Here is an 18,500-nt window from a genome sequence, read left to right on the forward strand (position 1 = left end):
AGGGCTGTTTCCGTTTCAGGCTGAGGGCGGGGTGGATGGGCCGGCGACGCCGGGAGGCGGCGGCGCCGGGGCGAGGCCGTGCGCCAGCAGCGCGCTGACGTGGCGCACCAGCGCTTCGGCGTCGACCGTTTCSGCGCCGGGCAGGCGCTGCCAGATATGCGTGGTGGCCAGCGGCAACAGCGTCAGGCCGATCAGGGACACCATCAGCAGCGGCGGCTCCAGGCCGGCGTTGAGCGCGCCGGCCGCGCGCGCCGCGGCCAGGCGGCCGGTGACGAGGCCGGCGCGCTGCAGCGCGATCTTCTGGAGCACGCGCTGGTGCAACTGGCCCTCCACGCTGACGATCTCGCGGATCCACAGCCCGGGGAACCACGGCGTGGCCGCGGCGATGCGGATCAGCCGCGCGGCGATGCCGACCAGCATGGCCGTGGGCTCGGCCGGGTCCGCCAGGGCGGGCGCGAACACCTGTTCCACCAGCGGCTGCAGGCGCTCGTCCACCACCGCGTCGAGCAGCTGGTCGCGGTCGCGGAAGTAGTAGTGCACCAGCGCGGGCGTGACGCCGGCATGGCTGGCGATGGTCTTGATCGGCGTGGCGGCCACGCCGTGCTGCGCGAACAGGGTGGTGGCGGCGTCGAGCAACTGCGCGCGCTGGCCGGCCGCGGCGGCTTTGTCGGCGGCGACGGGGCGGCCCGGGCGACGGGGCGGGGATGGGCGATCGGTGGGCATTGGTGGTACGTCTCAGGCAACTGACCTAATATTAATTGGTGAGTTAATTAATTCAAGCGCGGTTACAAAGACGGCCTTTGGCGACATGGCTCGGTCAGCACCGTTTCATGTTGCGTTGCAGCAATACAAGGTAGACATGTCATAAACCCTTGGCTATGCTTCGTCCGCCGATCCACTCGGTCGCATATTCGCGCCGCAGGCTCCCGTTTCTCCCGTTTCTCCCCGGATTTTCCATGTTGCTTCGTCGTTTCCTTGCCGCCCCGGCGCGGCTTCGCCTGTCCGCTTCCGCCTGCCGCCTGTCGGCGGCCGCCCTGTCGCTCGCGGCCTGCGCGGGCATGGCGCCGGCGCAGGCGCAGGAAGCGGTGCAAGGCGCGAGCGCGGACGGCAGCGCGGTGGTGGCGCCGGCCGATCTCGTCAATTCCGTCGATTCGCCGTTCTCCTTCCACGGCCAGACCACCTATATCTGGCAGCGCAAGCCGTCGTTCGGCGCGGCCTATTCGGGCGAGAACAGCCTGGGCACCGCGCGTGCCAAGAGCTATTCGTTCAGCACCACGCTCGACCTCGGGCTGCGCCTGTGGCGCGGCGCCGAATTCCATTTCAACCCGGAAGTGACGCAGGGCGTGCCGTTCTCCGGGCTGCACGGCATGGGCGGCCTTACCAACGGCGAGCTGGCCAAGGCGTCGAGCACCACCCCGGTGTTCTACCGCGCGCGCGCCTTCGTCCGGCAGACCTGGGGCCTGGGCGGCGGCAGCGAGGAGGTGGAGGCGGATTTCAACCAGTTCGCCGGCAACGTCGACAAGCGCCGCGTGGTGCTGACCGCGGGCAACTTCGGCGTGCTCGATGTGTTCGACCTGAATGAATTCGGTTCGGACCCGCGTAGCCAGTTCATGAACTGGTCGTTCCTGACGCACGGCGCCTTCGACTATCCGGCCGATGCGCGCGGCTATGACTGGGGCGTGGCGCTGGAGTATATCGGCGACAGCTGGTCGGCGCGGATCGGCCGCTTCCTGCAGCCGCTGGAATCCAACGGGCTGGAACTGGACACGCGCATGTTCCAGCACTATGGCGACATCCTCGAGCTGGAGAAGCGCTACAGCATCGCGGGCCAGCCCGGTACGGCGCGCCTGCTGTTCTTCCGCAACAAGGCGCGCATGGGCGCGTTCAGCGATGCCGTGCAGTTCGGCGCCGCCACCGGCACCACGCCGGACCTGGCCAATGTGCGCGAGGAACACGCCAAGATCGGCGTGGGCCTGACCTTGCTGCAACGGGTCAACGATTCGCTGGGGGTGTTCGCACGGGCCAGCATGTCCGACGACAAGACCGAGACCTACGCCTTTACCGAGATCGGCCGGCAGGTGTCGGCGGGCGGCGTGCTCAATGGCAATGCCTGGGGCCGGCCGCGCGACGCGGTGGGCCTGGCGCTGGCGGTGAACATGCTGGGTTCGCGCCACCAGGCCTACCTGGCGGCGGGCGGGATGGGCGCGTTCCTCGGTGACGGCGCGCTGCGCTACGGCCCGGAGCAGGTGCTGGAGCTGTACTACAGCTTCCAGCCGGTGAAGTACCTGAGCATCAGCCCGGACTTCCAGTACGTCCGCAATCCCGGCTACAACCGCGACCGCGGTCCGGCCACGTTCTACGGCGTGCGGCTGCACGCGGAGTTCTGAGCGCCGGGTCCGGCGCCATCGCCCCTATTTCCTATTGCCGCGCGTTCCTGCGGTTGTCCGGCCAGGGCGTGTTGAAGTTGGTGCGAAACGGGTTGATGTCGAGCCCGCCGCGGCGCGTATAGCGCGCGTAGACCGCCAGCTTCACCGGCTTGCACTGGCGCATCACGTCGGTGAAGATCCGCTCCACGCATTGCTCGTGGAATTCGTTGTGGTTGCGGAACGAGATCAGGTACTTGAGCAGGCCTTCCTGGTTGATCGGCGCGCCCACGTAGCGGATCTGCACGCTGCCCCAGTCGGGCTGGCCCGTGACCAGGCAGTTGGACTTGAGCAGGTGCGACACCAGCGTCTCTTCCACCGGCGATTCGTCCTGGCTGGCGCGCAGCAGGTGCGGCGCGGGCTCATAGATATCGGTCTCGATGTCGAGGCGGTCCAGCGGCACGCCGTCCAGCTCGCCCATCTTCTGGCCGCCTAGTTCGGCCTCGGTCACCAGCCGTACCTGCACGGTGCCGCCGGTGGCTTCCGAGAGGTCATGGTGCAGCAGTTGCTGCAACGCCTCGGGCGAGGCGATCTTGCTCTGGTTGAACGAGTTCAGGTAGAGCTTGAACGACTTGGACTCGACGATATTCGGCGTGTCGGCGGGAATGATGAAGCTGGCCAGCGCGACTTGCGGCTTGCCCTTCAGGTTCAGCCACGACAGTTCGTAGGCGTTCCAGATGTCCACGCCGAAGAACGGCAGGGCGCGGCCTTCGGCCAGGCCGATCTCGGTGCGCTTGGGCTGGCGCGGGATCGGGAACAGCAGGGTGGGATCGTATTCGGTCTTGTAGGCCGAGGGCTTGCCCAGCGGCGAATGTTCGGGAAGGCTCATGGGGGCTCCGGTTTGGTTTTCTCCCCGCGCCCACTTCGGTGGGCGCGGGGCCGGGGGAGAAAGCCAGCTGGCGGGGTCGGCGATTCAGGACAGGAACAGCTTGTAGACAGGGTTCTCGGTCTCTTCCCAGTGTACATAGCCGAGCGTGGCGAGGAAGGCGCGGAACGCGCGCTTCTCGTTCTTGGGCACCTGGATGCCGACCAGGATATTGGAGGTGTCGCCGCCCTGGTTGCGGTAGTGGAACAGGCTGATGTTCCAGTTCGGGCTCATGCTGGAGAGAAAGCGCATCAGCGCGCCCGGGCGCTCGGGGAACTCGAAGCGGTACAGCAGTTCGTCATGCGCCAGCGGCGAATGGCCGCCCACCATGTAGCGGATATGCTGCTTGGCCAGCTCGTTGTTGGACAGGTCCAGCGTATCGAAGCCGTGGCGGCGGAAGCCCGCGGCGATCTTGTCGTTCTCCGCGCGGCTGGCGATCTGCACGCCGACGAAGATATGCGCCATGCTGTTGTCGGCGATGCGGTAGTTGAACTCGGTCACGTTGCGCGTGCCGACCTGTTCGCAGAAGCGCCTGAAGCTGCCGCGCTCCTCGGGGATGCTGACCGCGAACACGGCTTCGCGCGCCTCGCCCACCTCGGCGCGTTCGGCCACGAAGCGCAGGCGGTCGAAGTTCATGTTGGCGCCGCAGGCGATGGCCACCAGGTGCTTGCCCTTGAGCTTCTCGCGCTCGGCGTAGAGCTTGAGGCCGGCCACGGCCATGGCGCCGGCCGGCTCGAGGATGCTGCGGGTGTCCTGGAACACATCCTTGAGGCCGGCGCAGATCGCGTCGGTGTCCACCAGCACGATCTCGTCGACCAGCTCGCGCGTGATGCGGAAGGTTTCCTTGCCGACCAGCTTGACCGCGGTGCCGTCCGAGAACAGGCCCACTTCCTTGAGTTCCACGCGCTTGCCCGCGTCGACCGAGCGTTTCATCGCGTCGGAATCCATGGTCTGCACGCCGATCACCTTGATCTCGGGGCGCACGGCCTTGATGTAGGACGCGATGCCGGAGATCAGCCCGCCGCCGCCGATCGCCACGAACACGGCATGCAGGGGCCCCGGATGCTGGCGCAGGATCTCCATGGCGACGGTGCCCTGGCCGGCGATCACGTCCGGGTCGTCGAACGGGTGGATGAAGGTCAGCTTGTGCTTCTTTTCCAGTTCCGCGGCATGGTTGTAGGCGTCGCTGTAGGAGTCGCCGTGCAGCACGATCTCGACCCACTCGCCGCCGTGCTCGCGCACCGCATCGATCTTTACCTGCGGGGTGGTGACCGGCATGGCGATCACCGCCTTGCACTTCAGGCGCGCCGCCGACAGCGCCACGCCCTGCGCATGGTTGCCGGCCGAGGCGGCGATCACGCCGCGCCTGAGTTCCTCCGGCGACAGCGATGCCATCTTGTTGTAGGCGCCCCGCAGCTTGAACGAGAACACCGGCTGGGTGTCCTCGCGCTTGAACCACACCGAGTTGCCGGTGCGCGCGGACAACTGCTGGGCAAAGGTGAGATCGGTTTCCTGCGCCACGTCATACACTTTGGTGGTCAGGATTTTTCTCAGGTAGTCGGGTTTGCGGGTCATCGTGGACAGCCAGGGCGGGGTAGGCGAAACCGTCAATGATAAAGGATGGCGCGCCACCCCGATGCTTGTGCCGGCACCCGGAGCGCCGGCCGGACCGGCAAGCCCCTCGCCGCCAAGGGCAGGCGAGCGCACGTGCGCGCGGGCGCGGCAGCCGCCCAGTGCCGGCGCAGGCACCGCCGTGACGCGGCGCGCGCGCCGGCGCACCATGTAGGACGCCGTCCGGTGGACGCTGTCAAAACACTCTGCTACGGTGTARTGCAATGCCTCCCTTACCTCTTATCGAAGCAAACACGGCGCTGTTCCTGGATTTCGACGGTACGCTGGCTGACCTTGCGCCACGCCCTGATCTCGTACAGGTCGAACCGGAACTGGTGGGGACGTTGCGCGCCCTGCATCGTCACCTGGACGGCGCCCTCGCGCTGGTGTCCGGCCGGCCGATCGCCGAGCTGGACGACTTCCTCAAGCCTTTGCGGCTGCCGGCTGCCGGCGTGCACGGCGCGGAGTTGCGTGACGCGGGCGGCCACCGCCTGCGCGAGCCCGATCCCGGCGTGCCCTTGCTGCTGCCGCCGCTGCAGGCGCTGGTCAGCGCCCACCCCGGGTTGCAGCTGGAACGCAAATCCGTCGCGGTCGCGGTGCACTATCGCGCCGTTCCCGAACTCGAGGGCCTGGTACGCAACTTTGCCGCGACGCTGGCGGCCGGCGTGCCCGGCGTCGAACTCCTGCACGGCAAGATGGTGGTCGAGTTCAAGCCGGCCGGCGTGGACAAGGGCGGCGCCATCGACACCTTCATGCGCGGCCCGCCGTTCGCGCGGCGCACGCCGCTGTTCGCCGGCGACGACATCACCGACGAAGCCGGCTTCGCCGTGGTGCGCCGCCTGGGCGGCGTGGGCGTGCTGGTCGGCCAGCGCCCCAGCGCGGCCACGGTCAGCGTGACCGGGCCGGCGGCGCTGCGCTGCTGGCTGCATCGTTCGGCCAAGGCGCTGGAAGTCATGGCTGCCGCCGGGGCCGCTTCCACATCCGCAACGACGTCTTGAGGGGGAATTCGCTGTGAGCCAACCATCCACCGAGGACAACCGTCCGCGCGCCGCCGCGCGCCAACACGCCGATCCGTCGCTCTCGATGGGCATGATCGGCAACTGCGCGATCTCCGCGCTGGTCGACGGGCGCGGCCGCTTTGTCTGGTGCTGCCTGCCGCGCTTCGACGGCGACCCGGTCTTCAATGCGCTGCTCGATCCCAGCGAAAACGCCGGCCACTTCGCCATCGAGATCGAGGACTTCCAGGAAGCGCAGCAATGGTACGAGCCGAACACCGCGGTGCTGCGCACGCGGCTGACGGACCGCCACAACAACTGCATGGAGATCACCGATTTCGCGCCGCGCTTCTTCCGCCTCGGCCGCTACTTCCGGCCCACCACGCTGATCCGCCGCATCCGCCCCATCCGTGGCGCGCCGCGGGTGCGCGTCACGGTGGCGCCGCGTTTCGACTGGGGCCGCGTGGTGCCGGAGATCACGCGGGGCAGCAGCCACGTACGCTATATCGGCGACGGCATGACCCTGCGCATGACGACCAACGCGCCGCTGACCTATGTGCTGTCGCAGACGCCATTCCTGCTCACGCGCGACCATGACTTCATCCTCGGCCCCGACGAAACGCTGCAGGGCGGGGTGGAGGAGATCGCGCGCGACTTCGAGCAGGAAACCACCGCCTACTGGCGCATGTGGAGCCGGCGCCTGGCGGTGCCGCGCGAATGGCAGGACGCGGTGATCCGCGCCGCCATCACGCTCAAGCTGTCGCTGTTCGAGGAAACTGGCGCCATCGTCGCGGCCATGACCACCAGCATTCCGGAGGCGCCCGGCAGCGGCCGCACCTGGGACTACCGCTTCTGCTGGCTGCGCGACGCCTTTTTCGTGATCCGCGCACTCAACAGCCTGTCCGAGGTGGGCACCATGGAGGACTACCTGCGCTGGCTGTCCAATGTGGTGATGCAGTCCAAGGACGGTCATATCCAGCCGCTGTACGGCATCGGGCTGGAGCTGGAACTGCCTGAGAGCGTGCTCGATCACTTGCCGGGCTACCGCAGCATGGGCCCGGTGCGCGTGGGCAACCAGGCGCAGGAGCACTTCCAGCACGATGTCTACGGCAACGTGGTGCTGGGCGCGGCGCAGGCCTTCCACGACCATCGCCTGCTGCACCGGGGCGGGGCCGCCGAATACCGCGTGCTGGAAACCGTGGGCGAGCAGGCGGTGCGCGTGTTCGGCACGCCCGACGCCGGCATGTGGGAGCTGCGCACCCGCGCGCGCGTGCACACCTCGTCGGCGCTGATGAGCTGGGCCGCCTGCGACCGCCTGGCCAAGGTCGGCGACGCGCTGCAGCTGCCGGACCGCGCCGCGTACTGGCGCCAGCACGCCGACGTCATGAAAGAGCGCATCGTGCGCGAATCCTGGAGCGAGGAGCGCAAGGCCTTCGCCGAGAGCTTCGGCGGACGCGAGCTGGACGCCAGCGTGCTGCTGATGGCCGAGGTGGGATTCATCGCGCCGCAGGACGAGCGCTTCATGTCCACGCTCGAGGCGATGGAAGCCTCGCTGTGCGACGGGCCCTACATGCGCCGCTACGAGGCGCCGGACGATTTCGGCAGGCCCGAGACCGCCTTCAACATCTGCACTTTCTGGCGCATCGACGCGCTGGCCCGCGTGGGGCGCCGCGAAGAGGCGCGCGAGATCTTCGAAGCCATGCTGGCGGCGCGCAATCCGCTCGGCCTGCTGTCCGAGGATACCCACCCGGTGACCGGCGAGATGTGGGGCAACTTCCCGCAGACCTATTCGATGGTGGGCTTGATCAACGGCGCCACGCGCCTGTCGGCGCCGTGGGACGCGGTGATCTGACCGGCTGAGCCGGGCGTGGAACGACAAAGGACGATATGGGCAGACTAGTTGCGGTATCCAATCGCGTGGCCGATCCCCGCAACATTGCCGCGGGCGGACTGGCGGTGGCGCTGGGCGAGGCGCTCAAGGCCACCGGCGGGGTCTGGTTCGGCTGGAGCGGCAAGACCGTGGAGGCGGCGCAGGGCGGCACGCCGGGCGAGGGCGAACTGCATATCCAGCAGGCGGGCAATGTCACGCTGGCCACGGTGGACCTGTGCCGCGAGGACCACGACTCGTATTACCAGGGGTATAGCAACGGCGTGCTGTGGCCGGTGTTCCACTATCGCATCGACCTGGCGGACTTCGATTCCGCGCATCTGAACGTGTACCGGCGCGTCAACCAGCTGTTCGCGCGCAAGCTCGCGCCGCTGCTGCGCCCCGACGACGTGATCTGGATCCACGACTACCACCTGATCCCGCTGGCGTCCGAGCTGCGCGCCATGGGCTGCGGCCAGCGCATCGGCTTTTTCCTGCATATCCCGTTGCCGCCGCCGCTGATCCTGGCCGCGATCCCGCAGCACGAATGGCTGATGCGCGCGCTGTTCGCCTATGACCTGATCGGCTTCCAGAGCCAGCTGGACCTGGAGCATTTCTCGCGCTACGTGCAGCGCGAGGCGCAGGCCGAGCCGATGGGCGACAACCGCTTCCGCGCCTTCCACCGCACGGTGCGCGCGCAGGCCTTCCCGATCGGCATCGACGTGGACGAGTTCGCTGCGCTGGGCCGCGGCGAGGAATCGCGCGAGACCTACGAGATGATGCGGGGCCAGTACGCCACGCGCCGGCTCTTGCTCGGCATCGACCGCCTGGATTATTCCAAGGGCCTGCCCCAGCGCCTCAAGGCGGTGCGCGCGCTGATGGCGCAGTATCCCGAGAACCGCCGCAGCGCCACGCTGATCCAGATTGCCGCGCCGTCGCGCGAGACGGTGGACGCCTACGCGGACCTGCGGCGCGAGATGGAGGGGCTGTCGGGCGCCATCAACGGCGAGTATGGCGAGCTGGACTGGATGCCGGTGCGCTACATCCACCGCACCACGGCGCGGCGCCGCCTGCCGGGCCTGTGCCGCGCCTGCCGCGTGGCCCTGGTCACGCCCTTGCGCGACGGCATGAACCTGGTGGCCAAGGAGTTCGTCGCCGCGCAGGACCCGGACGATCCCGGCGTGCTGGTGCTGTCGCGCTTTGCCGGTGCCGCCGAGCAGTTGCGCGAGGCCCTGCTGGTCAATCCCTACGATATCAACGCCACCGCCCAGGCGATCCAGCAGGCGCTGCACATGCCGCTGGCCGAGCGCCAGTCGCGCCACCAGAAACTGCTGGAACGCATCCGCGCGCAGGACGTGCACTGGTGGCGGCGGGAGTACCTGCGGGCGCTGAGCGAGGCGGACGCCAACTAAGGCGCGCCGCCCGCCGGAAGGCTGTGGTCAGCCTTCCAGGTCCCCGGCGACATCCACGTCCCTGAAGGCGCCGTCATCCTCGGTCAGGATCCGTATCACCGCCTGCGTCTTGAGCAAGGCGCGCGCGCCTTCGTCGCCGTCCAGCCTGAGCAGCGTGTCGCGCCAGGCGGCCCCAAATCCCACCGGGTGCCCGCGCCGGCCATCGCGCCAGGGCGCGGCGATGGCGTCGGGCGTGGTGATGGTGAGCGCCACCGCGCGCACCAGTCCGGCTGGCAGCCACGGCATGTCGGCGAGCGCCACCACCCAGCCGCGCGCTTGCGCCGTGGCGGCGACCGCCGCGGCCAGCGCCGCGCCCATGCCCGCCTCGGCGGCCGGCGCTTCGAGCACGCGGCAGCCGGCCTGCCTCAATTCGGCCGCCAGCTCGGCGTGGCCCGGGCGGATCACCGCCAGGGCACCGGGCAGGGTGTTGGCCAGGGAGCGCGCGCTGCGCCCGGCCACGGTCTGGCCGTCCGGCAGCCTGGCGAGCAGCTTGTTCTGCCTGCCGCTGGCGTCGAAGCGGCGGCCGAAGCCCGCTGCCAGCAAGATCCCGGTGGGCGGCTCGGCGGCGTTGAACACCACCTTGGTGGCGTCGCTGATGGGGCCGGCCAGCGGGTCGGCGCCGTCGGAGCGACTGGTCACTGGTCGGTGCCGCAGGAACTGCCGGCGTCCGCCGCCAGTTCGCGGGCGGCCTTGGCGCCTTCGACCTGCAGGATGTCGGGCAGCGACACGTGGTTCTTGGCGGCCACCACTTCGGCCAGGATCGAGATGGCGATCTCCGGCGGCGTGCGGCTGCCGATATAGATGCCGACCGGGCCGTGCAGCCGCGCCAGCTGCACTTCGTTGAGATCGAATTCCTTGAGCCGCTCGCGGCGCGCCTGGTTGTTGCGGCGCGAACCCAGCGCGCCCACGTAGAAGGCGCGCGTGCGCAGCGCCTCCATCAGGGCCAGGTCGTCGAGCTTGGGATCGTGGGTGACGGCGATCACGGCGCTGCGCTCGTCGAGCTTCATGTCCATCACCGTGTCGTCCGGCATGGTGCGCACCATGGTGACGCCGGGGATGTCCCAGGTCTCGGTGTATTCCTCGCGCGGATCGCACACGGTGACCTGGAAGCCCAGGCCCACCGCGATCTGCGACAGGTATTTCGAGAGTTGTCCGGCGCCGATCACGAGCATGCGGTAGCGCGGCCCGTGGATGGTGAGCAGGGTGCTGCCGTCGAACGACAGCCCGTCGGCGGCCTCGGCGTGGCCGAGCGTGGCGCGGCCGGTGGCCATGTCCAGCGTGCGCGCCACCAGCCTGCCGTTTTCCACGGCGGCGAGCAGGTCTTCCAGGCCGCTGACCGCGCTCAGCGGCTCGCTCACCAGTTCGATGGTGCCGCCGCAGGGCAGGCCGAAGCGGTGCGCTTCCTCGGCGCTGATACCGTACTTGACGGCCTCCGGGCGTGAGCCGGCGATGCCTTCGCGGCGCACCCGGTCGATGATGTCGTCCTCGATGCAGCCGCCCGATACCGAGCCGACCACCAGGCCGTCATCGCGCACCGCCAGCATGGCGCCCTCCGGGCGGGGCGAGGAGCCCCAGGTCCTGACCACCGTCACCAATAGCGCGCGGTGGCCTTCGGCCAGCCAGCGCACGCTGCACTTCAGGACTTCGAGATCCACGCTGTCCATGATCGTTTCCGCTTTGTCTCACCGTTCTGTTCATCGGGTGCGCTGCCCTCGGCGGGCGCCACCTCGTCCCTGGCGACATCGTCTCCGGTACCGGCATCCGCTTGCGTGGCGCCTCCCAGCGCCGCGGTAAGGCGGTCGAAGAAGGCGTCGGCCATCTTGCGCGCCGCCGCATCCACCAGCCGCGAGCCGATCTGCGCGATCTTGCCGCCGACCTGGGCGCTGACCGTGTAGGTCAGCAGCGTGTGGTCGCCCTCGGGCGCCAGCGTCACGCGCGCGCTGCCCTTGCCGAAGCCGGCCGCGCCGCCCTGGCCGTCGAACTGGATGGTGTAGCTGTCGGGTGCCTGGATGTCCTGCAGGGCCATGCGCCCCTTGAAGCGCGCCTTGACCGGGCCTACCGCGGCGGTCAGCGCCAGCAGGTAGGCGTTGTCGTTGTCGCCGTCAGCCTCGATGCTCTCACATCCTGGGATGCACTGCTTGAGCAGGGCAGTATCGTTGAGGGCTTCCCAGGCGGCTTGCTGGGCCACCGGCAGTTGCCGTGTCTGTGTCATTTCCATGGTGGGGCGGTCTCCTTGTTGTGCCTGCCGGGCGTTGTCCGCATGGCGGGCATGGCGTCGCGCGCGGCGGGCGGCGCGAAGGCGGGCAGTTCATGACGGGGCTCGGCCAGCAATGATTCGAGCGCGAACAGGCTGTCCAGGTTGTGTGCCGAGCGCAGCGCATCCACGTGCGGCAGGATGGCCTGCACGCCACGCGCCTGGGGGGTGAAGCCCGGGTAGCGCAGCAGCGGATTGAGCCAGAGGATGCGATGGGCGAAGCGGCGCAGGCGCGCCATTTCCGTGCCGAGCAGGTCGATATCCTCATGGTCGAGGCCATCGGTGACCAGCAGCACGGTGGCGCGGCCGGACAGCGTGCGGCGCGCCCATTGCCGGTTGAAGGTGGCCAGCGCCGCGCCGATGCGGGTGCCGCCGGCCCAGTCGCGCACCTGGCCGGTGATCGCCTCGACCGCCTCGTCGKGGTCGCGTTCGCGCAGCGAGCGGGTGATATTGGTCAGGCGGGTGCCGAACAGGAAGACCGAGAGGCGCTCGCGCGACTGCGTCAGCGCGTGGCAGAAGTAGAGTACCGCGCGCGAGTACTGGCTCATCGAGCCGGAGATGTCGAGCAGCAGCACCAGGGGCGGYCGGCGTTCGGCATGGCGGCGGAATTTCCAGCGCAGCCAYTCGCCWTGCTGGCGCACSGCCAGCCGCGCGCTGGCGCGCAGGTCGGCGCGCGGGCCGCTGGCGGCGGGGCGCAGCCGGCGCGTGCGCTCGGTGGCCAGCCGCGTGTGGCGGGAGCGGATCATATGCTGCAGTGCGCGCCATTCCTCGGCGCCAAGCGTCTCGAAGTCGCGCCTGGCAAGCCGTTCCTGCGCCGAGAAGGTGAGCGGCGCAGTGAAGCGTTCCTCGTTCTCCTTGCCGCGCTGGCTGGCCTGGGGCGGGCGCTGCGCGGCAAGGGCGTCGGCCAGGCGGTTGCTGCGCTGCGGCGGCGGGGCCCCGGCGTCCACGCGCGGCAGCAGCAGGGCGCGCAGCTTGCCCTCCCAGTCGGGGTCGCGCCAGAACAGGTCGAAGGCGGCATCGAACAGGGGCCGCTGGTCGGGGCCGTTGACCATCAGCGCCGCCATCGCCGCGCGCACTTCGCCGCGCTGGCCGATGTCGACGTACTGCAGCGCCAGCAGCGTATCCACCGCGTGCGCGGGGGATAGCGCGAAGCCGGCGTCGCGCAGCAGCCGCACGAAGTGCGTGACGTTGCGCGCCAGCATGGGCAGGGTGCCGCCGACGGGCGTGCCGGCGGGCCTGGCGTCCGGATGCAGCCTCGGCATGCCTCAGGCTCCCGGCGGGCTGGCCAGCAGTTCGGCCACGGTGGGGCCGTCCACGCGGGCCAGGTCGTCCTGGTACTTCAGCAGCACGCCCAGGGTGTCGCGCACCGATTGCGGGTCGAGCTCGGTCACGCCGAGCGCGGCCAGCGCGCGGCACCAGTCGATCGCCTCGGCGATGCCGGGCGCCTTGAACAGATCGATGCCGCGCAATCCGTGGACGAAGTCGATGGCCTCGTGCTGCAGCGCGGCCGCGGCCTCTGGCGCGCGCGCGGCCACGATCTGCAGTTCGCGCTCGCGCTGCGGATAGCCCATCCACTGGTACAGGCAGCGGCGCTTGAGTGCGTCGTGCACCTCGCGGGTGCGGTTGGACGTGACCACGATCAGCGGGGCTTGCTCGGCCTGCACCACGCCGATCTCGGGAATCGAGACCTGGTATTCGGACAGCACTTCCAGCAGGAAGGCCTCGAACGGCTCGTCGGCACGGTCGATCTCGTCGATCAGCAGCACGCGCGGCATGTCCGGCGCCGCCGGGTCGGGCAGCAGCGATTCCAGCAGGGGACGCTTGAGCAGGAAATCGTCATGGTAGAGCGATTGCGCCTCGGGCCGCTCGCCGCGCGCCTCCGCCAGGCGCAGCGCCATGATCTGGCGCGGATAGTCCCATTCGTACAGCGCGCTGGACGCATCCAGGCCTTCGTAGCATTGCAGGCGCAGCAGCCGCGTGCCGAGCGCGCCCGCGATGGCGCGCGCCAGCGCCGTCTTGCCTACGCCGGGCTCGCCTTCCAGGAAGAGCGGGCGTTGCATGCGAAGCGCCAGGTAGAGCACGGTGGCGGTCTCGCGGTCGGCGAAATATTGCTGCGCCTCCAGCAGGGCGGCGGTGTGGTCGATGGACGTGGGGAGCATGGTGGGATGTGATGCCGGGTGCTGGAAAGGGCGGTGATTCGATGTGATAGGCGGTTGGCGCTGTGAGTGCCTGCCCTCTCCCCCGGCGCTGCTGCCGTGGACGGGAGAGAGGAGAAAGCCGGCGGGCCGCCCGCTTCTCTGTACGGTCCTCCCGCGCTTCCTGCCCGCGGTCGGTCCGTTCCCCTCTCCTGCTTGCCCACTTGCGGGAGCGGGGCCGGGGGAGAGGGCGGGCGCCCGATACGGCGAAGGCGCCCGCCTTGCCTCAGCCCTGGCTGGCCTGTTCCACCGCCCTGGCAGCCAGCACCGGGATCAGATGCGCCCGGTACTCCGCCGACGCGTGCAGGTCGGTGCTCAGCCGGCTCGCATCCACTGTCGCCGCGCGCGCCGCGGCCGGCGTGAAGCTGGCGGACAACGCCTGCTCCAGCGGCRCGCAGCGGAACACGCTGTCGGCCGCGCCGGTGACCGCCACGCGTACCGTCTTGCCGAAGCGCGCCACCATCACGCCCACCAGCGCGAAACGCGAGGCCGGGTTGCGGAACTTCACATAGGCAGCCTGCTCGGGCAGCGGGAACCGTACCGCGGTGATCAGTTCGTCGGGTTCGAGCGCCGTTTCGTAGAGCCCCTTGAAGAAGTTGTCGGCGGTGATATTGCGGCGGTCGGTCACCACCGTGGCGTTCAGGGCAAGCACCGCGGCCGGATAGCAGGCGGCGGGATCGTCGTTGGCCAGCGAGCCGCCCAGCGTGCCCATGGCGCGCACCTGGCGATCGCCGATGCCGCCCGCCAGCGCGGCCAGCGCGGGAATCGCCCTGGCCACCTCGGCACTGGCCGCCACATCGGCATGGCGCGCGGCCCCGCCGATCACCAGTTCGCCGTTGTCCATGCGGATATCGGCCATGCCGGCGATGCGCGACACGTCCACCAGCGCCGAAGGCGCCGCCAGCCGCAGCTTCATCGCGGCCAGCAGGCTCTGGCCGCCGCCGAGGAACTTGGCGTCGGCATCGGCCTTGAGCCGGGCCACCGCGGACTTGGCATCGGCGGCGCGTTCGAAATTGAATGCGTACATGGTCTGCCTCCGATTCAGTTGGCGGTTTGCGCTTGGCGGATCGCCTGCCACACGCGATGCGGCGTGGCGGGCATCTGGATGTCGCGCACGCCCAGCGGCGCGAGCGCATCCACCAGCGCATTGATGAAGGCCGGCGGCGAGCCGATGGCGCCGGCCTCCCCGCAGCCCTTCACACCCAGCGGGTTGTGCGTGCAGGGCGTGCCCTTGGCGGTCTCCACGGTGAAGTCCGGCAGGTCGTCGGCGCGCGGCATGGCGTAGTCCATGTAGGAGCCGGTCAGCAGCTGGCCGCTGTCGTCGTAGATGCATTGCTCCAGCATCGCCTGGCCGAGCCCCTGGYCAATGCCGCCGTGCACCTGCCCTTCCACGATCATCGGGTTGATGATGTTGCCGAAATCGTCCACCGCGGTGAACTTGACCACATGGCTCTCGCCGGTGTCCGGGTCCACTTCCACCTCGCAGATATAGGCGCCGGACGGGTAGGTGAAGTTGGTCGGGTCGTAGAAGGCGTTCTCGTTGAGGCCGGGTTCGAGCTTGTCGAGCGGATAGTTGTGCGGCACGTAGGCCGTCAGCGCGATCTCGCCGAAGGTCTTGCTGCGGTCGGTGCCGGCCACGCTGAATACGCCGTCCTTGAACTCGATGTCGGCATCGGAGGCTTCCAGCAGGTGGGCCGCGATCTTCTTGGCCTTGGCCTCGATCTTGTCGAGCGCCTTCATGATGGCCGAGCCGCCCACCGCCAGCGAGCGCGAGCCATAGGTGCCCATGCCGAAGGGCACGCGGCCCGTATCGCCGTGCACGATCTCCACCGCGTCGAGCGCGATGCCCAGGCGGTCCGCCACCACCTGCGCGAAGGTGGTTTCATGCCCTTGGCCATGGCTGTGCGAGCCGGTGAACACCGTCACGGTGCCGGTCGGGTGGACACGGATCTCGCCCACTTCGAACAGCCCCGCGCGCGCGCCCAGCGCGCCGGCGATATTCGAAGGCGCCAGCCCGCAGGCCTCGATGTAGCAGGAATAGCCCAGGCCGCGCAGCTTGCCGCGCTGCTTTGCTTCGTCCCTGCGCGCGGGGAAACCCTTCACGTCGGCGAGTTCCTGCGCGCGCGCCAGGCACGGCTCGTAGTCGCCGGTGTCGTACGTCAGGCCGACCGGGGTGGCATAGGGGAACTCGCGGATGAAGTTCTTGCGGCGCAGTTCGGCCGGGTCCATCTTCAGCTCGCGCGCGGCGGCTTCCACCAGCCGCTCGACCACATAGGTGGCTTCCGGGCGTCCGGCGCCGCGGTAGGCGTCCACCGGCGCGGTGTTGGTGAATACGGCACGCACCTCGGCGTAGATGGCAGGCGTGGTGTACTGCCCGGCCAGCAGCGTGGCGTAGAGGATGGTGGGCACGCTCGAAGCGAAGGTCGAGAGGTATGCGCCCATGTTGGCGGTGGTGTGCACCCGCATCGCCAGGAACTTGCCGTCGGCATCCAGCGCCAGTTCGGCCTTGGTGACGTGGTCGCGCCCGTGCGCGTCGGTGAGGAAGGATTCCGAGCGCTCGGCGGTCCATTTGATCGGGCGCTTTACCTTCTTCGAGGCCCAGGTCAGCGCCACGTCTTCCGCGTACAGGAAGATCTTGGAGCCGAAGCCGCCGCCGACGTCCGGTGCGATGATGCGCAGCCGCGATTCGGGCAGGCCCAGCACGAAGGCGCCCATCAGCAGGCGTTCCACGTGCGGGTTCTGGTTGGCGACGTAGACGGTGTAGCTGTCATCTTGCCGGGTGTAGCTGGCGTTGACGGCGCGCGGCTCGATGGCGTTCGGGATCAGGCGGTTGTTGACGATATCCAGCGTCGTCACGTGCGCGGCCCTGGCGAAGGCGGCGTCGGTGGCGGCGCGGTCGCCGTGGCCCCACACATAGCTGGTGTTCTGCGGCACGTCGTCGTGCACCAGCGCACCGGCGGACGCGGCCTGCGCGGTGTGGACCACGGCTTCCAGCTCTTCGTAGTCCACCTCGATCTTTTCGGCGGCGTCCTTGGCCTGCTGCAGGGTCTCGGCCACCACCAGCGCGACCTGGTCGCCCACGTGGCGGGCCTTGCCTTGCGCCAGCACCGGGTGCGGCGGCTCCTTCATCGGGCTGCCGTCGATGCTGTGGATCAGCCAGCCGCAGGGCAGGCCGCCGACCTTGTCGGCGGCGATGTCGTCGCCGGTGAAGATGGCGATCACGCCGGGCGAGGCCAGGGCCTCGGTCTTGTCGATGGAGGCGATGCGCGCGTGCGCGTGCGGCGAGCGCAGGAAGTAGCCGTAGCTCTGCTGCGGCAGGACGACGTCGTCGGTGTACTGGCCGTTGCCGGTCAGGAAGCGGTAGTCTTCCTTGCGCCTGACCGAGGCGCCGATGAGGTGCTGGTTGTCGGGTGCGTTCATGGCTGTCCCCTTATTCGGCGCTGGCGGTGGCGCCACGCATCGCAGCCTGGCCTTCCTGCACGGCGCGCACGATATTGTGGTAGCCGGTGCAGCGGCACAGGTTGCCGTCGAGCTGCGCGCGGATGGCGGTGGCGTCGGCATTCGGCTGCGCCTTGACGAGCGCGGTGGCACTCATCACCATGCCGGGCGTGCAGAAGCCGCACTGCAGGCCGTGGCAGTTGCGGAAGGCTTCCTGCATCGGGTGGAGCTGGCCTTCGGGGGCCAGGCCCTCGATGGTGGTGATGGTGGTGCCGTCCGCCTGGGCTGCCAGCAGGTTGCACGACTTGACCGCGCGGCCGTCCAGGTGCACGGTGCAGGCGCCGCACTGGGCGGTGTCGCAGCCCACATGGGTGCCGGTGAGCCGGAGGTGCTCGCGCAGGAACTGGACGAGAAGGGTGGTGGGGTCTACCTGGGCGTCGATGATGCGGCCGTTGACGGTCAGGCGGATAGGAATCGCCATGCTTGTCTCCATGTGGGTGGACACGTGCATGACCAATCCGCGAATCCCGAAATGCTGCGCGGGACTGGCCACGACGCGTTACTGCCGTTTGCTGGTGACGGCTATTTCGTGATGTTGGTACTGCGGGTGCTGCGGCTGCTAGGGTGCGGCGGGCGCCGACAATGGAATCCATGCGGCAAAAAACGGCCAGACCGCGACTGGACCGCGAACGTTTATCCGCGTCAGGCTCTAACAGTTAATCACAAATCAACCGTGTATGCCATGCGGGTTGCCCCCTTGCGGCGGGCCCCGGGGCAGCGCGGCACTACAGGACGGCTTTTGCCCATGGAAGGCTTCATCGACTGGTTGTTCGGCACCGTGGCCCTGCCCAAGGTGGGGCTGCCGGCCATCTTCGTGGTCAGCCTGATATCGGCCACGCTGCTGCCGCTGGGCTCCGAGCCGGCCGTATTCGGCTACATCAAGCTCAACCCCCACATGTTCTGGCCGGCTATCGTGGTGGCCACGCTGGGCAACACCATCGGCGGCGCCATCGACTGGTGGCTGGGCTACGCGGCCAAGCTGGCGCTGGTGCGCTACCGCAAGCATCGCCAGCAGCGCGAGCACGAAACGGAGCACGCGGAGCACCGGCGCCATCCGCGCCAGCCGCGCAGGCCGGCGCTCGACAAGCGCTACTTCCGCTGGATGCGCCGCCTGGGCCCGCCCACCCTGCTGGCCTCCTGGCTGCCGGGTATTGGTGATCCTCTGTGCACATTGGCGGGGTGGTTGCGGCTGCCATTCTGGCCTAGCCTTGTATACATGGCGATCGGCAAGTTCCTGCGCTACCTCGCCATGACCGGCGCCCTGCTGACGGTGCCGGACAGCTTCTGGCGTGGTATCGGCGCCGGCCTCAGAAGCCTGTTCTAGAGCGGATTCGCGGGTGC

Annotated in this window: 16 protein-coding genes; 5 read left to right on the forward strand and 11 right to left on the reverse strand. The window is 69.1% G+C overall.

What is annotated here, in order from left to right:
- Positions 1 to 15: 15 nt before the first annotated feature.
- A complete protein-coding gene (locus AC1DO7_RS01880) occupies positions 16 to 723 on the reverse strand; it encodes a TetR/AcrR family transcriptional regulator (RefSeq protein WP_441613650.1) in 708 nt (235 codons plus the stop codon).
- A gap of 335 nt (positions 724 to 1,058) precedes the next feature.
- Here AC1DO7_RS01880 and AC1DO7_RS01885 point away from each other — a divergent pair, with 335 nt between their 5' ends.
- On the forward strand, positions 1,059 to 2,387 hold the full coding sequence (locus AC1DO7_RS01885) for a carbohydrate porin (protein ID WP_441613821.1): 1,329 nt from the start codon (positions 1,059 to 1,061) through the stop codon (positions 2,385 to 2,387).
- 31 nt (positions 2,388 to 2,418) lie between these two features.
- Here the strand turns inward: AC1DO7_RS01885 and queF are convergent, their stop codons facing one another.
- Positions 2,419 to 3,252, reverse strand: coding sequence for an NADPH-dependent 7-cyano-7-deazaguanine reductase QueF (gene queF, locus AC1DO7_RS01890; protein WP_441613649.1), 834 nt, complete (start codon positions 3,250 to 3,252; stop codon positions 2,419 to 2,421).
- Between the two features lie 84 nt (positions 3,253 to 3,336).
- Entirely contained in the window at positions 3,337 to 4,863 is a 1,527-nt protein-coding gene (gene ilvA, locus AC1DO7_RS01895; protein WP_441613648.1) for a threonine ammonia-lyase, biosynthetic, read from the reverse strand.
- A gap of 260 nt (positions 4,864 to 5,123) precedes the next feature.
- On the opposite strand from ilvA, the gene otsB reads away from it, so the two are divergent.
- The 3 genes from otsB to otsA all read left to right on the forward strand — a co-directional run bounded on the left by otsB (position 5,124) and on the right by otsA (position 9,173).
- The gene (gene otsB / locus AC1DO7_RS01900) at positions 5,124 to 5,897 is read left to right on the forward strand and encodes a trehalose-phosphatase (protein ID WP_441613647.1); all 774 of its coding nucleotides are present in this window, start codon (positions 5,124 to 5,126) and stop codon (positions 5,895 to 5,897) included.
- 85 nt (positions 5,898 to 5,982) lie between these two features.
- A complete protein-coding gene (locus AC1DO7_RS01905; protein WP_477115742.1) occupies positions 5,983 to 7,746 on the forward strand; it encodes a glycoside hydrolase family 15 protein in 1,764 nt (587 codons plus the stop codon).
- A gap of 35 nt (positions 7,747 to 7,781) precedes the next feature.
- Positions 7,782 to 9,173 (forward strand): alpha,alpha-trehalose-phosphate synthase (UDP-forming), encoded by a 1,392-nt coding sequence (gene otsA, locus AC1DO7_RS01910; protein WP_441613645.1) that lies wholly within the window; start codon positions 7,782 to 7,784, stop codon positions 9,171 to 9,173.
- Positions 9,174 to 9,200: 27 nt separating this feature from the next.
- On the opposite strand, the gene AC1DO7_RS01915 is transcribed toward otsA, so the two are convergent.
- The 8 genes from AC1DO7_RS01915 to AC1DO7_RS01950 all read right to left on the reverse strand — a co-directional run bounded on the left by AC1DO7_RS01915 (position 9,201) and on the right by AC1DO7_RS01950 (position 17,580).
- Complete coding sequence (locus tag AC1DO7_RS01915) at positions 9,201 to 9,809, reverse strand: nucleotidyltransferase family protein (protein WP_441613820.1); 609 nt, start codon at positions 9,807 to 9,809, stop codon at positions 9,201 to 9,203.
- Positions 9,810 to 9,847: 38 nt separating this feature from the next.
- The gene (locus AC1DO7_RS01920; RefSeq protein WP_441613644.1) at positions 9,848 to 10,876 is read right to left on the reverse strand and encodes an XdhC family protein; all 1,029 of its coding nucleotides are present in this window, start codon (positions 10,874 to 10,876) and stop codon (positions 9,848 to 9,850) included.
- Complete coding sequence (locus tag AC1DO7_RS01925; RefSeq protein WP_441613643.1) at positions 10,849 to 11,430, reverse strand: SRPBCC family protein; 582 nt, start codon at positions 11,428 to 11,430, stop codon at positions 10,849 to 10,851. Before AC1DO7_RS01925 ends, AC1DO7_RS01920 begins: the two co-directional genes overlap by 28 nt.
- Positions 11,421 to 12,728 (reverse strand): vWA domain-containing protein, encoded by a 1,308-nt coding sequence (locus AC1DO7_RS01930; RefSeq protein ID WP_477115727.1) that lies wholly within the window; start codon positions 12,726 to 12,728, stop codon positions 11,421 to 11,423. The genes AC1DO7_RS01925 and AC1DO7_RS01930 overlap by 10 nt, the downstream gene beginning before the upstream one ends.
- Positions 12,729 to 12,731: 3 nt before the next feature.
- Positions 12,732 to 13,625: an AAA family ATPase gene (locus AC1DO7_RS01935; protein WP_441613641.1), complete on the reverse strand. Its 894-nt coding sequence runs from the start codon at positions 13,623 to 13,625 to the stop codon at positions 12,732 to 12,734.
- A gap of 262 nt (positions 13,626 to 13,887) precedes the next feature.
- Positions 13,888 to 14,688 carry an FAD binding domain-containing protein gene (locus tag AC1DO7_RS01940; RefSeq protein WP_477115728.1) on the reverse strand — a complete coding sequence of 267 codons (801 nt, stop codon included), beginning with the start codon at positions 14,686 to 14,688 and terminating at the stop codon, positions 13,888 to 13,890.
- Positions 14,689 to 14,702: 14 nt separating this feature from the next.
- A complete protein-coding gene (locus AC1DO7_RS01945; RefSeq protein ID WP_477115729.1) occupies positions 14,703 to 17,081 on the reverse strand; it encodes a xanthine dehydrogenase family protein molybdopterin-binding subunit in 2,379 nt (792 codons plus the stop codon).
- 10 nt (positions 17,082 to 17,091) lie between these two features.
- Positions 17,092 to 17,580: a (2Fe-2S)-binding protein gene (locus tag AC1DO7_RS01950; RefSeq protein WP_441613638.1), complete on the reverse strand. Its 489-nt coding sequence runs from the start codon at positions 17,578 to 17,580 to the stop codon at positions 17,092 to 17,094.
- A 324-nt stretch (positions 17,581 to 17,904) separates the two neighbouring features.
- Between AC1DO7_RS01950 and AC1DO7_RS01955 the strand changes: the two genes are divergently transcribed.
- On the forward strand, positions 17,905 to 18,483 hold the full coding sequence (locus tag AC1DO7_RS01955) for a YqaA family protein (RefSeq protein WP_441613637.1): 579 nt from the start codon (positions 17,905 to 17,907) through the stop codon (positions 18,481 to 18,483).
- Positions 18,484 to 18,500: the final 17 nt, after the last annotated feature.

The organism is Cupriavidus sp. 05N40 (assembly GCF_056397305.1).